Here is a 14,381-nt window from a genome sequence, read left to right as displayed (position 1 = left end):
CGACCATGTACGCCCAGATGATCCAGTCCGAGAAATCCAACGAAACGCCCGAAGAGCTTGCCGCCTTTCAGGCCCGCATTGATCGCGGCGAGCGGATCGAGCCCAAGGAATGGATGCCCGAAGGCTATCGCAAGACGCTGATCCGTCAGATCGGCCAGCATGCGCATTCCGAGATCGTCGGCCAGCTGCCCGAGGGCAATTGGGTCACCCGCGCGCCCACGCTGGAGCGCAAGGCGATCCTTCTCGCCAAGGTGCAGGACGAGGCGGGCCATGGTCTCTACCTCTATTCCGCCTGTGAAACGCTCGGCATCTCGCGTGATGAGCTGTTCGAAAAGCTCCATTCGGGCGCGATGAAATACTCCTCCATCTTCAACTATCCCACGCTGACATGGGCCGATATGGGTGCGGTTGGCTGGCTGGTGGATGGCGCGGCGATCATGAACCAGGTGCCGCTTCAGCGGACATCCTATGGCCCCTATGCCCGCGCCATGGTGCGCATCTGCAAGGAAGAGAGCTTCCATCAGCGGCAGGGCTATTCGATCATGATGAAGATGGCGCAGGGCACCGACGCGCAGCGGGAGATGGCGCAGGATGCGCTCAACCGCTTCTGGTATCCGTCGCTGATGATGTTCGGCCCTTCGGACACGGAGTCCGTGCATTCCGAACAGAACATGGCCTGGAAGATCAAGATCAACTCGAACGACGAACTGCGCCAGCGCTTTGTCAATGAAACTGTGCCACAGGCGCATTACCTCGGCCTGACCATCCCGGACGAGCACCTGACATGGAACGAAGAAAAAGACGGTTGGGACTTCTCCGAACCGGACTGGTCCGAGTTCTTTGAGGTTCTCAAGGGCAATGGCCCCTGCAACGAAGAACGCCTCGGTGCCCGCCGCAAGGCCTGGGACGACGGCGCATGGTTCCGGGACGGTCTGAGCGCCTATGCCGAGAAATCCGCGGCCCGCCGCGCCACGACCGCCACAGCCGCGGAATAGGGGAGAGAGTCCAATGACCAAGAAAGAATGGCCGCTCTGGGAGATTTTCATCCGGGGTCAGCACGGGCTGAACCACCGTCACGTTGGTTCTCTGCACGCCCCCGATGCGGAAATGGCGATCAACCACGCCCGGGACGTCTACACCCGCCGCAAGGAGGGCGTGTCGATCTGGGTCGTGCCCTCGGCACAGATCACCGCCTCTGCTCCATCGGAGAAAGGCCCGCTGTTCGATCCGGCGGAGTCAAAAGTCTACCGCCACCCGACCTTCTTCGACATTCCAGATGAAGTGGGGCACATGTGATGTCCGCCGTTATGGAAGCGCCCGAAGCCGATGAAGCGCTGAGACCTGCTTTCTTTGACTGGCTGTGCCGTATGGGTGACAACACGCTGGTGCTTGGCCACCGCACCTCTGAATGGTGCGGCCACGGTCCGGTTCTGGAAGAGGACATCGCGCTTGCCAATACCGCGCTGGACCTGATCGGCCACACGCAGATGTGGCTGGGGCTCGCTGCGGATATCGAAGGCAAAGGTCGCTCCGCCGACGATCTCGCGTATCTGCGCGACGCGATGCACTTTCGCAATGTGAAGCTGGTGGAGCTTCCGAAGGGCGACATCGGCCAGACGATCATGCGTGAATTCCTGTTCGACGCCTTTCATTTCGAACTTTTGACCGCGCTGAAAGCCAGCAAAAGCTCCCGCGTCGCCGAGATCGCCGCAAAGGCGCTCAAGGAAGTCTCCTACCATCTCGATCGCGCCTCCGATCTGGTGGTCCGCCTTGGCGATGGCACCGAGGAAAGCCACGCCCGGATGCAGGCCGCGCTGGACTATCTGTGGCCCTACACCGGCGAAATGTTCACCGCCGATGCGACAGACGAAGCCATGGCTGCGGCAGGCGTCGCGCCCGCACTGGCGGATATGCGTAGCGCCTGGGAAGCGACGGTGTCGGAGGTGCTCGATGAGGCAACGCTTGTCCGTCCGGAGCGCCGCTTTGACGTGCATACCGGCGGCAAGCAAGGTCGGCACACTGAGCACCTTGGCTATATCCTGTCGGAGATGCAGTTTCTCCAGCGGGCCTATCCGGGGGCCACATGGTAACCGCGGCCCTGCCCTCGACGGATCAGGTCTGGGACTGGCTGGCCGAGGTGCCGGACCCTGAAATTCCCGTGGTTTCGGTGACGGAACTGGGCATCATTCGGGAGGTCGCCTGGCAGGGCGACACCCTCCATGTCGCCGTCACGCCGACCTATTCCGGCTGTCCCGCGACGGCGGTGATCGACTTGATGGTCGAGGAAAAGCTGCGCGAAAAGGGCATACTGCATGTCGCCCTTGAACGCCGCATCTCTCCGCCCTGGACCACCGACTGGATCACCCAGAACGCGCGCGACAAGCTCAAGGCCTACGGTATCGCCCCCCCTGTCGACGGCACCGCCAGCGATGGGCGCATGGGCCGGGCTGCCCGCCTCTCGGGCTCGAACCTGAGCATTGAATGCCCCCGCTGCGGATCGTCGGAGACCGAAAAGGTCAGCCAGTACGGCTCGACCCCGTGCAAGGCCGCCTACGTCTGCCGCGACTGTCTTGAGCCCTTCGATTATTTCAAATGTCACTGATGAGCCTCAGCATCAGGCAACAGGAGGTCTGACATGCCCCGCTTTCACACCCTTGACGTCACCGATGTCCAACGCGAGACCCGCGATGCCGTCGTGGTCACGCTTAGACCGCACGATCCGGCCGAATTCGGCTTCACCCAAGGGCAGTACCTTACCTTCCGCCGCGCCTTTGACGGCGAGGAGCTGCGCCGCTCCTACTCGATCTGCGCCGGGCTGGACGAGGGCCTGCTCAAGGTTGGCATCAAACGGGTCGAGGGCGGAGCATTTTCGACCTGGGCCAATGAAAGTCTGAAGCCCGGCGACACCGTCGAAGCCATGCCGCCGCAGGGCCGGTTTTTCACGGTGCTCGAACCGGACACGGCCAAGAACTATCTCGGGTTTGCCGGCGGCTCCGGCATTACGCCGCTTCTATCGATCATCAAGACCACGCTGGCGCGCGAGCCGCTGTCCACCTTCACGCTGGTGTACGCCAACCGGCAGGTCACTTCGATCATGTTCCGCGAGGAGCTTGAGGACATCAAGAACACCTATCTCGGGCGGTTTTCGGTCCTGCATATCCTCGAAACCGAAGGCGATATCGACCTTTTCACCGGACGGGTCGATGCCGAGAAAATGGAGATGCTGTTCCGGCTTTGGATCGACGCCGAGAGCATAGACACGGCCTTTATCTGTGGCCCTGAGCCGATGATGCTGACCATCGCCGACAGCCTGCGCGCTCATGGTCTGGACGACGATCAGATCAAGTTCGAGCTGTTCGCTTCGTCTCAACCGGGCAGAGCGAAGAAGAAAACCGTCTCCAAGGGCGTGGCGGCGCAGGGCGGCGAATGCGCTGTGTCCATCACCCTCGACGGGGTGACTCGCAATTTCACCATGCCAAAGGACGGCACGGTCATCGTCGATGCCGCGCTCGATAACGACATGGACGCGCCCTATTCGTGCAAGGCGGGGGTCTGTTCGACCTGTCGGGCGAAAGTGCTCGAAGGCGAGGTTGAAATGGAGATCAACCACGCCCTAGAAGACTACGAAGTCCGCGCCGGCTACGTGCTGTCGTGTCAGTGCATCCCACTCTCGGACAAGGTGGTGCTGACCTACGACGAATGATCGCGGCCGAGGACGGGGCAGATCACACTGCCCCGGTCACCCGCCAGATGATGTCGCCGACATCATCGGCCATCAGCAGCGATTTGCCATCCGGCCCGATTGTCACGCCAACCGGTCGTCCGTAGGCCAGCTTTTCGTCCTCGGACAGGAAGCCGGACAGAATGTCCCGCGCCGGACCGCTCGGCTTGCCGTTCTCGAAGGGTACGAAAATCAGCTTGTAGCCGCTGAGGATCGAGCGGTTCCAGGATCCGTGCTGCCCGATCACCATGCCATCGCCGAAGCCTGGCAAGGTGCCCGCCGGCATCCAGCAAAGCCCAAGCGATGCCGTGTGCCCACCGAGCGCAAAATCCGGCGTGATCGCCTTGGCGACCATTTGCGGGTCCTGCGGCACACGGTCATCCACGGTCTTGCCCCAGTAACAGTAAGGCCAGCCGTAAAAGCCACCCTCCTCGACCGACGTCAGATAATCCGGCGGCGTCTCATCCCCGAGGCCGTCGCGTTCGTTCACCGCGGTCCAGAGCTTGCAGGTCACCGGCTCCCACGCCATGCCAACCGCATTGCGCAACCCGGAGGCAAAGATCCGTGCCTCGCCGCTCGCCACGTCCAACTCCCAGATCGCCGCGCGGCCCTCTTCGACCTCCATCCCCTGATCGGCAATATTCGAAAGCGATCCGACACCGGCATAGATCTTGCTCTCGTCGGGCGAGACGAGCAGGCTGCGGGTCCAATGGCCGTGTGGTTTGAAATCCACCAGTTTCTCGCCCTCGCCGCTTAGCGCCGTCGCGCCGGGCGCGTAGTCAAAGACGCGGATCCCATCCGTGTTGCCCAGGTAAAAGCGATTTCCGATCAGCGCCATGCCGAATGGCTGGTTTTGGTTCTCGACAAAGACCTCACGAATTTCGGCCGTCCCGTCGCCGTCGGCGTCCCGCCACAAGGTCACGCGGTTCGCGCTCTTGCCGATGGCCTTGACGCGGCGCATCGTGGCCTGCGCGGCGTGATCCATCAGGGTCTTTGGCGGCCCGGGCTGCTCCTTGGATTCCGCCACAAGCACATCCCCGTTGGGAAGCACCTCGATCCAGCGGGGATGATCAAGGCCGGAGGCAAAGGCATTGACTGTCAGACCCGGCGCACAGATCGGCAACCGGCCGTTTTTCCAGCCTTCTGCCGCTGGCATTTTCAGCGTCATGATCCCCTGTTTGCGCGCTTCGGGGATCTCCGGCTTGTCGCCGAACGCCTGATGCTTCGGCGAACCCATGCGCCGCATGTAGGCGACGGAGCCCCCCACGAGAGCGGTGGCTTTTGCGAGAATATTCATGTCAGTTTTTCCTGTGTTTTCGCTTCATCCTACCGGAGATGAGACCGCCACGACACCCTCCATCTTGCAGGGCGCATGAGGGCCACGCCGCCGCAGGACCGCGATTGGCTCCCGGCCGCGCACGACGCGGGACAGGCACCTGATCCGACAAGCCGCCGTTCGGCGAGGCGGGCGGCTTTCAGGCGCGCCTGCCCCGGCTCCCGTGAGCTTTGCGGCTATACAGAGTGACCCAGATGGCGGCCCCAACGACAAGACACGCCCCGCAGAGAAATGCGACCGTCGGGCGCTCATCAAACACGAAAAACCCGACCGAGACGGAGAACACCAGGCTCAGGTAGCTTAGAACCGAAAGAAACCCTGCGGTCCCGTGGTACTGCGCGCGAAGGTAGCAAACCTGCGCCGTCTGCGCAAAAAGCCCCACCAGCAGCAGCGGCACCAGATGTCCCGGCTGGACCGGCGTCCAAAAGGCCAGCGCGACTGGGGCCGAAAAGATGGTCAGACCTGCTGTGTAGAATGTCATCATCACGATCACTGGCGCCGCACGCAGTCGACGGGTCGCAATCACGGTTCCGGCCCCGGAAAACACCACCACCGCCATTGCGGCAAGACCGAGGTTCCAGGGCACCGCGCCGGGCTGAACCGCGATCAAAACGCCGCAAAGTGCCAGACCGGCGGCGATCCACTGTCGGCCCGTGATCGTCTCGCGCAGCAACAAACCGGCCAGAACCATCGTCATCAAGGGCCGGGTGAACCCAAGGGCCGAAACCGTGGCAAAGGGAATGCGCGATATGGCAAAAAAGCTGGCCGACAGGGTGATCACGGCCATCAGGACCCGCAGGAGATGCAACCCCAGAGTCTCTACCTGCCGGAACAGGGCCCGCTCCCGTACAATCAACGGCGCGATCAGCACGAGACCGGTCAGGGCGCGCAAGAAGACGATCTGCGAGGCGGGGTAATCCGCCCCGAGCCACTTCACGATCGAGAGCGCCCAGATGTTGAGCGACATATCCGCCAGCAGCCAGCCGCCGCCGCGCAGATTGTCACGCGGGGCGTCTTCGCTCATCGGCGCGGAGCGATCAGGTTCGCCATCAACCGGAATGCTCCGGGCACAAGGTGCTCCATCTGGTGGTGCAGGATCAAAGATGTGTGCACGTGCCGCCCTTTTCCAATATCCGCAACCAGAAGCGCGCCGCGATGCGGGGACTCCTCAGGATCGGACATTTCCAGAAGCGGTGTGTACGCCGGATCCCAGGACCTGGCAAAGTACAGCCCGCGCTCCTTGACCCACCCCTGCCAATCCTCCGGCCCGATCCTGTTCGGCACGCTCAGGATGTCGTGCTCACCAAGATGGCGCACCGCAGCGGTCTCATCGGTCACACGCCAGCGCAGGGACGGCTGGCCGATTTCGAGCCGCCGGGGCGGTATGGTGTCAGGGTCCCAATTGTCCCACGGCCGATGGTAGAGCGTCACAAGCGTGCCGCCGTCTTCGGTCCAGCGGTGCAATCGCGGCATGACAGCGGCAAGACCGGGCCGGAACCGCATGGCGAATATGCCGATGATGATCGTGTCGAACCGGGCCAGCACCGCGTCGCTGGACAGATCGTCGGGGCCAACGGTTTCGACCGTCGCGCCAATGGCCCGCAGCCAATGATCCACACGATCATTGCCCGCACCGACATAGCCCACCCGAACTTCCGGCACCGCTGCGTGCAGCGCGCGCAGGCTGATGTCAGCCGCACGGTGGGTGGCGGTTTTTTGCACATGAGCGTGGTCGATCTGGCGCACCACAGCAGCGGCGCAGCCTCCAACCTGCACCGGGATATGGTACAGCCCGGCTGTCGCATCCTGTGGCAGCGTAATCCGGCGGAGCTCGCCTTCGGATGTGACCGTCCAGCCCTCCGGAGCATCAAGCTGCGCCTCCGCGCCGCCCGGGCGTACGTCCCGGATCGTCACCTCTGCTGTCCGCTCCGCGCCTGCCAGGTTGATCAACGCCTTGTCCGGCGACACCGCCACCGCGTGCGATGGCAGAATGACCGGCACTTGCTCGAACGGAACCCGCGTCACGATCTCAGTATCCAGCGTCCGGATGGTCAGCTGGACCGCTGGCGCGCCCGGCGCGGCGGGGTCGTAGAACGCAGGATAGGGGTCGCTGGGCACGGCGTCCTCAGCGACGGTCAAGACGCCATCGGCCTCACGCAAACCCTCCGGCAAGACAAGCGATACAGAGACCTCCGCACGACCAGGATCCAGCTCGACCGTCAGGGGCGCGCTCGATCCGGCATGCAGGAAACTCTGCGCAACCCGGGCATGCACCTCGACGCCCACAGCGATCCGCAAGACATGGGAAAGCTGGCACTCCTTGGCCTCCAAACGGTGGGCGATCTCGTCCCGCGCGTCCGCAGGACAGCCCGCCACGGCGGCGCGCACCGCCTTGAGCGCGGCAAGTGCGCCTTCGGCAACCTTTGAGTAGTCAGGAAACGCCGCAATGGCGGCGTCGATCCCGGCCTGTGCAGCGATCAGATGGTCTGCAATCGGTCCGGCCGCATCCAGCGCCGCGAGATCCCCCAGCGTGGCTGGCAATCCAGCCGTCAGGGCGACATCCGGGCCGCGAACATGGGTTTCGGCAAGATGCAGCTTCCAGTCGGCGCGCGAGCCGGGCGGCACCCAACGGCCCATGCCCTGCGTGCGGTGAAAGGCCCGGGATTGCTGACCGATGCGGCTCCAGCTCCAGCCACTGACCGGATCACCGCCAGACCCGTCGATGGTCAGTGTCGCGGGCGGGGGCGGCTCGGCATCATCATAGGCCTGACCTGCGCCCGAGGTCGCGGGGAGGTAGAGTTTTCGCACCTGCCACGGCGGCAGATTGCAGGGAAACCGCGGATCGGCTGCCGCCGCCATCACCTCATGCGCCGCCTGCGTCATGGCGCGGTGGTGTCCGTGCTGGCCCGGGACATCAAGAAAGGTCGGACACAGGATGTCCGGCCGCTCGCTCCGAACGATCTCGACAAAGCGGGCGAGGGTCCGTTCGCGCCCCCACTTCCCAAGCGTTTCCACACCGCTCTTCGAAAACCCGAAGTCCGTGATCGGGTCGTCCGGCGTTTCGGAATGCCAATACATCCGCATACCAAGGACATCGCAGGCCCGTTCCATCTCGCGGGTTCGCAGCGCGCCAAGATCGGCTCCCGCTTCGGTGCCGATGTCGTTCTGGCCGCCCTCGCCCCGCGTCGAACAGGCGTAGGAGAGGTTAATGCCATCCCGAAAGGTCAGAGCGGCCAGCATTCCGGACATTTCGTCATCCGGATGAGCGCCGGATTGCATGAACCGGACAACCGAGACCAGAGGGCGCAGAGCCCACCAAAGCGCCATGATCCTCGGGCGTGCGCGGTCTTCGACAATCCGGGATTGATCTGGGGTGGTCATGGCCTCTCCTGGGTCGGGTCTGCAAATCGTGGGACGAAGGCCTGATCAATCACCAGCGCCGCCGCGCCAAGCGTTGCCGTCAGACGCCCCGAGGCGCCCTTCATCAGGCGGGGATGCTGCCTGTCAGCGCGGCTCGACACGGAGCGTTCCGCCAAGGGCAGGGTTTCGGTCAGATGTTCGAGGATCGGTTGCGGCATCGCCCCGCCAAGGATCACGGTTTCGGGGTCAAACAGGTTTTCGAGCGTGGTGATCGCCGCCGCAAGCGGCTCGGTTGCGGTGTCCAGCCAGGCCATCAAGACCGGATGGCGCGCCGCGTACAGATCGGCAAGATCCTCCGTGCTCGACGCCGTCACGCCCCGCTCTTCCAGCGCGCGCTGGACGGAGAAGCGACTCACGACATTTTCCAACGGAACCGAGCGCCCCCCGCTCGGGACGGGAATGTGGCCGATTTCCCCCGCGTTGCCGAATGCACCGGTCAGCAGACGGCCATTGGCAATCACGCCAAGACCTAGGCCCCGGCCAAAGTAGATATAGGCAAAGGACTCCAAATTCTGGGCGACGCCGTTGAAGCGCTCGGCCATGGCCGAAGCGTTGGCGTCGTTCTCGACCAGCACCGGAATAGCCAGATGGTCGGCAAACCAGCTTCGCGGCGCGATCCCGTCCCAACCGGGCAGATCCGACACACTGCCGCTCAGCCCTGTGGATCCGAACGGTCCCGGCATCACGATCCCGGCGCCCAGCAGTCGCTGCGGCTCTATCGACGCGCGGACCATGATGTCCTTCCGCAAGGAGAGGAGTGCCCGCGTGACCGTATCGCGGTCCGTGGCCGGAAGCGATCGACGCTCGGAGGCCATTGTCTCGCCGCAGAGGTTGAGAACGGCCGCAAAGATCGCGTCCGGCCGGATTTCCACGCCGAGCGCAAAGGCCCCGCCCGGGTTCAGCGCATATTGCACCGGCGGATGCCCTCGGCCGGACGCGACACGTCCCTTTTCGACAATAAGTCCGTCATCGAGAAGATCCGACGTGATGTTCGAGACCGCCTGGATCGACAAACCTGCGGCACGGGCGATCTCCGCCCTGCCCATTTTTCCGGCGTTGCGCACCTGACCAAGGACCATCCGCCTGTTGTGGCTGCGCGAACGCCCTGCATTGGCGCCAAGAACGATATCTGAGAGCATGATCATGTCTTCGCTTACCGCAACAAACTTGAATACTCAATACAGTTGAGTTAACCATTGAGGACGCGGCCACGACCGCGGCAAGGACCGGCTGCAGTCGGCATCGTCAACAGGGAGAAAGACATTGACTTTCAGAGGATTGAAATCGTTCGCATTTGCTGGCGCGGCGAGCCTTGCCGCGCTTGCTGCAACCTCCGCGCAAGCCGTGGAGATCGAGTACTGGCAATATTTCTACGACGCCCGCGTGACCGCCATGGAGCAGTTGATCGAGGCGTTCGAAGCGGCAAACCCGGACATCACGGTGACGATGACGACCTTCCCCTATGCCGATTACCGCACCAAGGTCGCCGCATCGATCCCGGCCGGGGAAGGCCCCGACGTGGTTCAGCTTTTCTACGGCTGGCTCAATGATTACGTGGAGGCCGACCTGATCCAGCCGCTTCCGGCGGACACCTTCCCGGCGGCGCAGATCGACGCCGACTTCTTCCCGATGGTTCAGGCCATGAAAGACGGCGACAACTACTGGGCCCTGCCGACCGCCGTTCGCTCGCTGGCGCTGTTCTACAACGAACGACTGCTGGATGAGGCGGGCGTCGAACCGCCCGCCACGCTCGAAGAGCTGATGACTGTCGCCGCCGCGACCACAAAGGTCGACGGCGCAGGCAACCTGACACAAGTCGGTCTGACGGCGGGCATGACGGCCCAGGACCACCATTGGTGGCGTGAAGGGCTGGTGCGGCAAATGGGCGGCGAGCCTTACCTCGATGACTACAAGACGGTGAATTACGACTCCGAGGCCGGGCTCGATGCGCTCAATTTCTACACCAACCTCTTCATGGGCGAAAACCCGGTCACCGCGATCGGCTTCATGGATGAGCCGCAGGCCGCGTTCAAGGCCGGCCGCGCGGCGTTGCATATCGACGGCTCGTTCCGGATCGGCTCGCTGGCCGGCATTCGCGGCCTCAAGTGGGGCGTGACCGAACTTCCCGCAACGGCAGACGGGACGCGATCGAATTATTCGTCCTATTGGGTCAATGCGATCACCACGAAGGCTGAAGGCGAGAAATACGACGCCGCCGTGAAGTTCATGGAGTACATCACCTCCGATGAGGCGATGCAGGTCTGGCTCGATGTGGTCGGGGAGTTGCCCGCGAAACCATCGGTTGGCATGACCGATGAGAATGCAAACGACCCGGTCTTCGGCCCGTTCATCCGTGGTCTAGAATACGCCCATACCACCAAGTTCGCAGATGAATCCGGTCAGCGTCAGCTGATGGTGGAAATGATCGAGCGTATCCAGCTCGAAGACATGGACCCCGCCGAAAGCCTCGCCATCGCGGCCAAAGCCGAGCAGGCATTGCTCGACGAATACTACGCCAAGTGACCAATGCCGCTCCGGCCTTTCAGAGGCCGGGGCCAATCCTGCGCGCGAGGACAGCATGATCCGTTGGAGCAGTCTTACGATCCGGCAAAAACACATCGCCTGGGCCTGGGCGTTTCTTGCCCTGCCCGTGGTGTTTTATTCGGTGATCCGGTTCTACCCGACCGGGAATGCGATCCTGATCAGCTTCCAGGACTGGAACCTGCTGGGCACGCGCGAATGGGCGGGGTTCGACAATTACGTCAAGCTCTTCAATGATCCGGTGTTCTGGAAGGTGTTCAAGAACACATTTGTCTACCTGTTGCTGGGCACCCCGATCAGCCTCGTTCTGTCCTTCGTGATCGCCTACCACCTCGACAAGTTGCGCTTCATGCACGGCTTTCTGCGGATGCTCTATTTCCTGCCGTTCATGACAAGCGCCGTGGCGATGGCTTGGGTCTGGCGCTGGTTCTATCAACCGGTGCCGATCGGGCTGTTCAACAACATGCTGGCCAGTTTCGGCATTCCGCAGATCAATTTCCTCAATTCGACAACCAACGCGCTGCCGGCGGTCCTTGCCCCGGCGGTCTGGGCCGGGCTTGGGTTTCAGGTCATCATCTTCATGGCCGGTCTGCGGGCCATCCCCAAGAGCTATTATGAGGCGGCAAAGATCGACGGCGTCGGCTGGTGGACCGTGCTTTGGGAAATCACCATCCCGCTGCTCAAACCCACCATCGTCTTTATCGTCGTATTTTCGTCGATCGGCTTTCTGCGAATCTTTGACCATGTCTTCAACATGACGACGAACAATCCGGGCGGGCCGCTCAACTCGACGAAACCGCTTGTCCTGATGATCTACGAGAGCGCGTTTTCGAAGTTCGACATGGGCTATGCGGCGGCTCAGACCGTGGTTCTGTTCCTTGTCCTTCTGGTTGTCAGCCTCCTGCAGCTTCGCATCCTGAGGGACAAATAATGGCGATCACGGAAGAGATCCGACCGACAACCGATGCCCTTCTCAAATCAGAGGCACCAAAACGTCCGCGCAACCTGGGGCAATTTCTGCGTTGGCTGCTGCTGTTTCTCGGCGGGATCGCGATGGTCATGCCCATCGTCTACATGCTGTCGACTTCACTGAAATGGCCACATGAGGTCTACAACCTCAAGCTCATCCCCGACGAGCCGACGCTTGAAAACTACACCTATGTTCTTGAGGATGGCCGGTTCTACTGGTGGTTCCTCAATTCGATCATCATCGCCGTGATCACCACGGTCTGCAACGTCATCTTTGACAGCCTTGTCGGCTATACGCTGTGCAAGTTCCGCTTTCCCGGCCGCTACATCGTCTTTATCGCCATCCTGTCGACCCTGATGATCCCCACCGAAATGCTGGTGATCCCGTGGTATCTGATGAGCCAGCAGTTCGGCTGGCTCGACACCTATTGGGGCATCATGTTCCCCGGCCTGATGACGGCCTTCGGCACCTTCTTGATGAAGCAATTCTTCGAGACCGTCCCGGACGATTTCATCGAAGCGGCCCGGATCGACGGGCTGAACGAGTTGCAGATATGGTGGATCGTGGCGATGCCCTTGGTCAAACCGGCGCTCGCGGCGCTGGCGATCTTTGTGTTCCTGGGCAACTGGACCGCCTTTATCTGGCCGCTGATCGTCACAAGTTCGGTCGAGATGTACACGCTCCCGGTGGGCCTCTCCTCCTTCGGCGACGAGGCGGACGTGGCCTGGGAGCTGATCATGACCGGAGCGGCGATTTCCACCATCCCGACGCTGATCGTCTTCCTGGTTTTCCAGCGATTCATCATCCGGGGCGTTGTCATGGCGGGGCTGAAGGGATGAACGATCATTCGACAAAGAAAGCAGGTGACGCCGTGGCGACCCCAGAAGGCAAACGCGCAGCCCCCCACCTCCGAGACACCACCACCTTCCCGGACCCGGTCTACCGCGACACGGTGCTGGCCCCGCTGTTCGAGGGGGTAAAGGCGCATTACGCCACGCACATGGCGGCGATCAATCGCGCGCATCTGGTGATGCTGTCTGAAACCGGCATCCTCTCCGGCACCGACGCCGCGAAAATCGCCGGGGCGCTTGCCGCCATCGAGGCCGAAACCGACATCGACGCGCTGACCTATACCGGTGAATTCGAGGACTACTTCTTCGTGGTCGAGGCCGCCCTGCGCGACAGGCTTGGCGATCTCGGCGGCGCGCTGCACACTGCCCGCTCGCGCAACGACATGGATCACACGCTGTTCAAACTGGCCCTGCGGCAAAGAAGCGACACGATGCAATCGCAGATGCTGGATCTCGCGGATGCGCTGATCGCCAAGGCGCGGGCAGAGGCCGAAACGCCGATCGTCGCCTATACTCACGGCCAACCCGCCCAACCAACGACCTTCGGCCATTATCTCGCGGCGATGATCGAGGTGCTGCTGCGCGATGCCGCGCGGCTCGACGCGGCGGCCGACGCGCTGGAGCACTGCCCCATGGGGGCGGCGGCGATCACCACGTCGGGCTTCCCGATTGATCGGGAGCGGGTTGCGGATCTGCTCGGGTTCGAGGGGCCGCTGGTCAACTCCTATGGCTGCATTGCCTCGGTCGATTACGTCACCGGGCTCTACAGCGCGATCAAGCTTGTTTTCCTGCATCTGGGCCGCGTCGTTCAGGACATGGCCTTCTGGTCCAGCTTCGAGGTCGGTCAGCTTTATGTGCCCAACGCACTGGTTCAGATCAGCTCGATCATGCCGCAAAAACGCAACCCGGTGCCCATCGAACACATGCGCCATCTGGCATCGGTCACGGCGGGGCGCTGCGACATGGTCGTCAACACCATGCACAACACGCCGTTCACCGACATGAACGACAGCGAGGGCGAGGTGCAGCAGGCGGGCTATGCCGCGTTCGAAAGCGGTGGCCGGGTGCTGCACCTGCTCACGGCCTTTCTGCCTGCCTGCGGGATCAATGCCGCCAACGTGCAGCGCAACGCCGATGCCGCCTGCGTAACGATCACGGAGCTGGCCGACACACTGGTCCGCAGCGAGGCCCTGACCTTCCGGCAGGCGCATGAAATCGCGGCCAGAACGGCGCGGGCGGTGATTGCCGAACAGCGCCCGCTCGGCGACGGCCATGACGCTTTCGCCGCCGCCTTCGAGGCCGAAACCGGGCGTGCGACACGCCTGAGCGATGCGGACTTCCGGCAGGCCTGCTCGGTCGAGGCGTTCATCGCCGTGCGCAATCGCACCGGCGGTCCCGCACCGGAGGCTCTGGCGCGGGCGCTGGACACCGCGCAGGCTGCCACCGACGATCTCAGGGCCGCGCAGGACAGGCGCCGGTCGCGACACACCCGGGCCGCAAGCGATCTGCACGCCGCCTTTGCCAACTTGATGGAGCGCTGAC

Annotated in this window: 13 protein-coding genes; 9 read left to right on the top strand and 4 right to left on the bottom strand. The window is 62.8% G+C overall.

Features of this window, described 5'->3' with window-relative positions; all coding sequences use genetic code 11:
- Positions 1-5 precede the first annotated feature (5 nt).
- From paaA to ACN2XU_RS09935, 5 genes are read left to right on the top strand one after another with little or no spacing between them, the layout of a single operon-like run.
- The gene (gene paaA, locus ACN2XU_RS09955; protein WP_419410283.1) at positions 6-995 is read left to right on the top strand and encodes a 1,2-phenylacetyl-CoA epoxidase subunit PaaA; all 990 of its coding nucleotides are present in this window, start codon (positions 6-8) and stop codon (positions 993-995) included.
- A gap of 13 nt (positions 996-1,008) precedes the next feature.
- Positions 1,009-1,296, top strand: coding sequence for a 1,2-phenylacetyl-CoA epoxidase subunit PaaB (gene paaB / locus ACN2XU_RS09950; RefSeq protein ID WP_419410282.1), 288 nt, complete (start codon positions 1,009-1,011; stop codon positions 1,294-1,296).
- The gene (gene paaC, locus ACN2XU_RS09945) at positions 1,296-2,090 is read left to right on the top strand and encodes a 1,2-phenylacetyl-CoA epoxidase subunit PaaC (protein ID WP_419410281.1); all 795 of its coding nucleotides are present in this window, start codon (positions 1,296-1,298) and stop codon (positions 2,088-2,090) included. Before paaB ends, paaC begins: the two co-directional genes overlap by 1 nt.
- Positions 2,084-2,602, top strand: coding sequence for a 1,2-phenylacetyl-CoA epoxidase subunit PaaD (gene paaD, locus ACN2XU_RS09940; RefSeq protein WP_419410280.1), 519 nt, complete (start codon positions 2,084-2,086; stop codon positions 2,600-2,602). Before paaC ends, paaD begins: the two co-directional genes overlap by 7 nt.
- Before the next feature lie 33 nt (positions 2,603-2,635).
- Positions 2,636-3,703 carry a 2Fe-2S iron-sulfur cluster-binding protein gene (locus tag ACN2XU_RS09935; RefSeq protein ID WP_419410279.1) on the top strand — a complete coding sequence of 356 codons (1,068 nt, stop codon included), beginning with the start codon at positions 2,636-2,638 and terminating at the stop codon, positions 3,701-3,703.
- Between the two features lie 22 nt (positions 3,704-3,725).
- Here ACN2XU_RS09935 and ACN2XU_RS09930 read toward each other — a convergent pair whose 3' ends face one another.
- From ACN2XU_RS09930 to ACN2XU_RS09915, 4 genes are all read right to left on the bottom strand, one after another.
- Entirely contained in the window at positions 3,726-5,018 is a 1,293-nt protein-coding gene (locus ACN2XU_RS09930) for a PQQ-dependent sugar dehydrogenase (protein WP_419410278.1), read from the bottom strand.
- A 178-nt stretch (positions 5,019-5,196) separates the two neighbouring features.
- Positions 5,197-6,081, bottom strand: a complete 885-nt coding sequence (locus ACN2XU_RS09925) for a DMT family transporter (protein WP_419410277.1) — start codon at positions 6,079-6,081, stop codon at positions 5,197-5,199.
- The gene (locus tag ACN2XU_RS09920; RefSeq protein WP_419410276.1) at positions 6,078-8,438 is read right to left on the bottom strand and encodes a PIG-L family deacetylase; all 2,361 of its coding nucleotides are present in this window, start codon (positions 8,436-8,438) and stop codon (positions 6,078-6,080) included. Before ACN2XU_RS09920 ends, ACN2XU_RS09925 begins: the two co-directional genes overlap by 4 nt.
- Positions 8,435-9,616 (bottom strand): ROK family transcriptional regulator, encoded by a 1,182-nt coding sequence (locus ACN2XU_RS09915; protein WP_419410275.1) that lies wholly within the window; start codon positions 9,614-9,616, stop codon positions 8,435-8,437. The genes ACN2XU_RS09920 and ACN2XU_RS09915 overlap by 4 nt, the downstream gene beginning before the upstream one ends.
- Positions 9,617-9,740: 124 nt before the next feature.
- Here ACN2XU_RS09915 and ACN2XU_RS09910 point away from each other — a divergent pair, with 124 nt between their 5' ends.
- The 4 genes from ACN2XU_RS09910 to argH are packed head-to-tail and all read left to right on the top strand — an operon-like array spanning position 9,741 to position 14,380.
- Entirely contained in the window at positions 9,741-11,000 is a 1,260-nt protein-coding gene (locus tag ACN2XU_RS09910; RefSeq protein ID WP_419410274.1) for an extracellular solute-binding protein, read from the top strand.
- 55 nt (positions 11,001-11,055) lie between these two features.
- Positions 11,056-11,949, top strand: coding sequence for a carbohydrate ABC transporter permease (locus tag ACN2XU_RS09905; RefSeq protein ID WP_419410273.1), 894 nt, complete (start codon positions 11,056-11,058; stop codon positions 11,947-11,949).
- A complete protein-coding gene (locus tag ACN2XU_RS09900; protein ID WP_419410272.1) occupies positions 11,949-12,827 on the top strand; it encodes a carbohydrate ABC transporter permease in 879 nt (292 codons plus the stop codon). Before ACN2XU_RS09905 ends, ACN2XU_RS09900 begins: the two co-directional genes overlap by 1 nt.
- Before the next feature lie 32 nt (positions 12,828-12,859).
- A complete protein-coding gene (gene argH, locus ACN2XU_RS09895; protein ID WP_419410271.1) occupies positions 12,860-14,380 on the top strand; it encodes an argininosuccinate lyase in 1,521 nt (506 codons plus the stop codon).
- Position 14,381: the final 1 nt, after the last annotated feature.

It is taken from the genome of Pacificoceanicola niger (assembly GCF_048553275.1).
Lineage (GTDB): Bacteria > Pseudomonadota > Alphaproteobacteria > Rhodobacterales > Rhodobacteraceae > Pacificoceanicola.
The sequence above is the reverse complement of the archived record's forward strand: the minus strand, read 5'-3'. Positions and strand labels throughout refer to the sequence as shown.

What these genes read in the sequence shown, in the direction of transcription:
- ACN2XU_RS09920 (WP_419410276.1), bottom strand. Translation starts at nt 8,438, where the DNA reads ATGACCACCCCAGATCAATCCCGGATTGTCGAAGACCGCGCACGCCCG.
- ACN2XU_RS09905 (WP_419410273.1), top strand. Translation starts at nt 11,056, where the DNA reads ATGATCCGTTGGAGCAGTCTTACGATCCGGCAAAAACACATCGCCTGG.
- paaD (WP_419410280.1), top strand. Translation starts at nt 2,084, where the DNA reads ATGGTAACCGCGGCCCTGCCCTCGACGGATCAGGTCTGGGACTGGCTG.
- ACN2XU_RS09915 (WP_419410275.1), bottom strand. Translation starts at nt 9,616, where the DNA reads ATGCTCTCAGATATCGTTCTTGGCGCCAATGCAGGGCGTTCGCGCAGC.
- ACN2XU_RS09930 (WP_419410278.1), bottom strand. Translation starts at nt 5,018, where the DNA reads ATGAATATTCTCGCAAAAGCCACCGCTCTCGTGGGGGGCTCCGTCGCC.
- ACN2XU_RS09925 (WP_419410277.1), bottom strand. Translation starts at nt 6,081, where the DNA reads ATGAGCGAAGACGCCCCGCGTGACAATCTGCGCGGCGGCGGCTGGCTG.
- paaA (WP_419410283.1), top strand. Translation starts at nt 6, where the DNA reads ATGTACGCCCAGATGATCCAGTCCGAGAAATCCAACGAAACGCCCGAA.
- ACN2XU_RS09900 (WP_419410272.1), top strand. Translation starts at nt 11,949, where the DNA reads ATGGCGATCACGGAAGAGATCCGACCGACAACCGATGCCCTTCTCAAA.
- paaC (WP_419410281.1), top strand. Translation starts at nt 1,296, where the DNA reads ATGTCCGCCGTTATGGAAGCGCCCGAAGCCGATGAAGCGCTGAGACCT.
- ACN2XU_RS09935 (WP_419410279.1), top strand. Translation starts at nt 2,636, where the DNA reads ATGCCCCGCTTTCACACCCTTGACGTCACCGATGTCCAACGCGAGACC.
- paaB (WP_419410282.1), top strand. Translation starts at nt 1,009, where the DNA reads ATGACCAAGAAAGAATGGCCGCTCTGGGAGATTTTCATCCGGGGTCAG.